The following is a 5046-nucleotide window of genomic DNA, read 5'->3' on the forward strand; positions in this document are numbered from 1 at the left end:
AAATAATACTTAACTCACTTTTACAACTTCTCATTACTTAAAATTATTTAAATCTATTTTTTTAAAAATTTAGCTTTCCCCAACGAGTTGCCGCTATTATTTTTCAATTCAACAATATAAACACCTGGTTTAAACTGCGACACGTTTTCGCTCCAGCTATTATTGTCTGATGTTTTTTGCATTACTAATGTACCGGTTGCATCATAAATATTTAGTTTATAACTTGATGCAGCGGTGGTTGTTTTGCCGTTGGTTACGTTTACATTTAAGGTTTCGGCCGTTGGGTTGGGATAAAGGCTAAACATACTTGCATTGCCGCTTTTATCATAGTAAATATTTACCGGACCCGAGTAAGTGATGTTACCAAACAGATCAACTTGTTTTAAACGATATACGTTATTACCCGTATTAGGTGTTTTATCGGTGTATTTGTAAATGGTGCCTCCATTGCTTTGTGTTTGATAAACAGGAGCGTAATCTGTACTGCTTATTCCCTGTTTTTCTAAGGTAAAGAAATAGTTGTTACCTTCATTATAAGTTCTCCAGGTTACCAATACCCCATCGGTTGCTTTTTGAGCTGTAAAGGTTGCCAATTGATATTTTGGCCCGGGTACCTGTTGAATAGACAACTCAAAGCGGTTGGCACCAAACGTAGTGGTATCTGTTGTTACAATGTTGAAGTTATATGACTTGTATTTGCCAATATCCAGGGAATCTTTTTTGAAATGATCAACCAGGTAAACTTTGTACTTTACAGTATCCATGTTTTTAATGTCCAACAGGTTTAATTTATATAAACCACTGGTAGGGGCTTTTACAAACAACTTAACCCTTTTGCCTTTTTCTTTATAATCAGCTAATTGATTGATGCCTGTTCTTACACCATCTAATGAGTAACTCGACATGTACACGTTACCGCCATCAATGTCAAGCGCGTCTTCTATATTATAGAAGTTGTCATCATAGTTTTTACTAAAATAAATACCACAGGCGGCGTTTACAAGGGTATCCTTGTTGATTTGCAAATGTAAGCCAACAAGTGAGTTTTCTTCAGGAAGCGAGCTGGCTAATGATTTATTAAACAAGGCTATGTCTCCTTTGGTACTCATTAACAAGGCAGGCGTAGTAGATTTGCTGATAGTGGGGTAGGCTACTTTTTCGCTCTCCTTAAAAGTAACAGTTTTAGCGCCGGTATTAAGGCCCTGTATAATAAAGCCCTGGCCGCTAACTATATATCTGCCTGCTTTAGGGTCAGAAGTAGTACCATCGGTTTTATAAGAAATGTACTTTTGACCGGGTTCAGTCATTTCCCAAAAAATATTACTAACTGTAGGATTATCTGTTGAGAAAGTATTTAAATCAATTGTACTGGCATATGGGTTGCCTATCTGGTTGTAGCCCGGTAAAACACCTCCGTTACCACCAACAGTGTAGGGTATGGTGGTAGTACCTAATTTCCAGAATTTAACCGGTACATTTCCCTGATTTAAATAACCAACAGCGGTAACGGTTGTGTTTTCCGGAGATGGCCTTGCGGCTGACGAAACAGCGGTACTGCTGTTATCACCAATAAAGAAGAATAGGTAACTGTTGCCAACAGGTATACTTACTAAAGGTGTGGTAACAGCTGGTGAACCCGATATGGTAGAAACAGTTGTTCCTGTAATGCTTTGTATACCCACATTTTTGCCTGCAACAAAAGAAGTATTATTGGTTGTTTTGGTTTCATCATATAGATATATAGATGGATTACCGCTGGTAACAAAAAAACCCGTTCCCGGGCCACCGGTTAAAGCGCCACGGTAAGTAGTGCCGCCAAATGATTGCGAAACGCTTAAATAACCAAGACCTAAATTGCCACCACCCGTTATATTTGAGGTAACATTAACAGGYGAYGAWACGAGGCGATATCCCCTGTARCCGCTACCRCCTGTTATRTAACGCTGTACATTCACATTCCCGGTAATAACTGCATTTGTAGGGATCTGAGCAACGGTGGCTGTTGATGACGCATCTGATTTAAGCGTTAATGCGCCGTTTGCATTAAGTTTTGTTGTGGCGTTAGCCATGGTAAGTGTTCCGGTACTTGATACGGCAAAGCCACCAGAGCCCGACATTGTTTTAATGGCGGTTGTAAGGCTGCTGCCCTGGAAAGTAACTTTGTTGAAAGTTGTGCCTGTAGTACTTACATCACTCAGGGCTTGCGCTGTTGTTAAGCCATTAAAATAAGTTGTCCCGGTACTTTGTGTATAAACGCCACCAAGGTTATTGGTATAATTACCTGCAATACTTAGATCTGCCGAACCTAAGGCAAGCGTACCGCCACTATTATTAGTGACATCTGCAGTAACTGTTATTGGCCCGGCATCTTGAGTTACAGTTGCAGCATTTGTCCAGCTACCGCCAACTGTAATGGTTGGGTCATTTGCCACTAAACTAACAGCCCCACCACTTGTATTCCAGTTCGCGTTTATGGTAAGCAATCCACCGTCAACGGTTTTTGCACTCGCGGCAGATAAGGTTAAGTTGTCGTAATTGGGCGTTGCGCCAATTGCTGCATCATTGGTAGTGTAAACGGTTTGAGTGCCCGAAGTAGCCGCATAGTTTACGATGCCCGTGCCGCTGCCGCCATTGGTAAAGTCAACTTGCCCGCCAGTTGCAACTGTAATAGGCGTTGTCCCCAATAAATTAAGCGTGGTGTTGCCTGTTCCCGTATCTCCGTTATAAACGGCCGAATTGTTTGTATTGTAGTTGGAGTTTGTAGTGGTGATATTGTTGGCTGTAATAACACCGGTATTTAAATTAAAAATAGGGTTGTTAGTGCAATAGCCAGTTCCAGAAAATATAAATAAAAAGGTGTAGGTTCCTAACGCAGAACTTGTAGAATTCAAATTGAGATCCCCGTTTATTGTTAGGACAGGAACTGAGCAATTTAAAGTAGTGGAATTGTTTGTTGGCGATGTTCCACCTCCGAAAGTTACATCACCGCTTGGTGCCGGAGGGGTAGTAGCATCGCCTACTGTAAATGAGCTACACGTAAGCGTACCAGTTCCCGCGCCGGTAATTGTTGTTGTAACACCGCCATTGCTGCTGTTATGGTATTGGGTAATACTGCCATTTACAGTTAAGGTGTAGGTAGTATTTATGGTTAAAGTGATAGCTGGAGTGCCGGTTAAGGTGCTTTTTAACGGACCAAAAATCAAACTTGCTATAGCAGGGACGGTACTTTGTACGATAGGTTGATTTTTAAAAGAAACAACACCAATACGGGCAATAGCAGTAGACGTTGGCACAACCCCCGAACTCCAGTTTCCTGTATTGTTCCAGTTGTTATCTGATGCTCCCGTCCAATCAATTGTAGTTGCAAAAGTTATAACGTTACCATTTGATGAGGGACCTGTATAGGTAATTGCACTACTGTTACTATTTCCAGTGAATGTGCTTAGGCCAGTTACAGTAATTGTACCGCTGGGTGTGCCTCCATAATTTAGTTGACTTTTCACAGTTGCGTTTATAAAATAATAACCAGGCACAGAGTACGAGCCATCCGTATTGCCCGATGAAGAAATATAATCTGTAAATGAAAAATCTTGAATAGCATTTCCAGTAAGTTGAACGGAACTTACTAACGCATCAGTCGCTGTTGAAAAATAAGAATCGTCTGATCTATATAAGCTGCCTGTTCCATTAAAATAGCCTTCAAAACTAGCCCCCGTTGTAGTTAAGGCAAATTGATTAACAATAAAATTGCCGCGCGACATTATTTTTAACCCATACATGTTAACATTTTGATTTTCTGTATACGCCGGCTGGGTTATATTATTAGTTGCATCGTTTGCTCCAACGGCAGTAAATTGAAGCACCCGGGTGTACATATCTAATTTATCAAACTGAAACCTTCTGTTTGTTGCAGATGATGTTGTTGTTTCAAGATAGCTGTAGTAGTAGGTGCTATATCCATTTCCGGTTGTACCAAGAGAAATTGTTGCCAATGTTTTGGCCGTTGTCATACCGGCAACATAAACATCTTTATATATTGCCCAGCTACCACCCTTTAATCTTTGAACTTTAATTATATAAGTTTGCTGATCATTTGCCATTGTTGTAGACAAGATAGAATTATACCTCCCAGATCCGGAAGCGTTGTCATAGCGGTATCTTAAAACAAGATTTGTTCCAACATGAGAAATGTAAAACCCCTGCATATTATTTGCGGTATAGCTATTAGCGATAAGCCAATAGCGCCATGAATTTGATGCAGATGTCATTTGATCCGGGTCTGCTGGCCCTGTTGTGGTATTATTACGGTATAAAAAATTCCACTCCCAGTCATTGGAGCTTAAATTAATGTTACCAGATCCATTGCCAACAAAATTCCACCTTACAGCACCTATCGCATTGGTTGTATTTGTAGCCAAACTTGTTGAACCTTCAAGTGGGGAGGTAGTAGATGCATCAAGCGTGGTACTTGTGCCAGCCCTGTTGGCGTTACCTAATGACGATGATCCTAAAGATGAAAGCGTACCGGCAGTTGCGGTTTCAAAATTGTTGTAGTAATAAGTGGCATTATCACCAGTCTCTTGGGCATAAGCAATCGCCGTAAAGAAAACCAGCCATCCAACTAATAAAAATTTAAGTAAACGTGTTTTCAAATGAATAGGGGTTTAATGGACTATGGCAAAAAGAATGCTAACAAAAAATTACCCATAAAAATACATAAATTATTAATAATTAAGCTCTTTAAATATAAATACGGTAATTTAATGTGTGAAAAATTATAATATTTGTAATTTTGATGTTTCCTTAAAGTTATTATTGTTTACCCATAGTGGGGAATTATTTCCTTGTAAAAAACTATGTTTTTGGTGTTTTCGCAGCTATTAAAAATTGAGCGTATTAGTTACTTAAATTAATTGGAAGGTTAATGGTAAAAGGAGGAGGCAAAACGGATTAGAAGGAGGAAAAATTAGTAAAATAGGAGGAAGGTAAAGGCTTTGTGGTGTGCCATAGTGGGTTTGTACGCCCCATTGGGGCGCTGTATTTCCC

At 39.8% G+C, this 5046-nt stretch carries 1 protein-coding gene; it reads right to left on the reverse strand.

Annotation, left to right across the window (positions count from 1 at the left end; genetic code table 11):
• Positions 1-53: 53 nt before the first annotated feature.
• Entirely contained in the window at positions 54-4652 is a 4599-nt protein-coding gene (locus tag AC1DPZ_RS21630) for a T9SS type A sorting domain-containing protein (RefSeq protein ID WP_477407335.1), read from the reverse strand.
• Between the last annotated feature and the right edge of the window lie 394 nt (positions 4653-5046).

Source organism: Mucilaginibacter sp. P4_G9, from assembly GCF_056400985.1.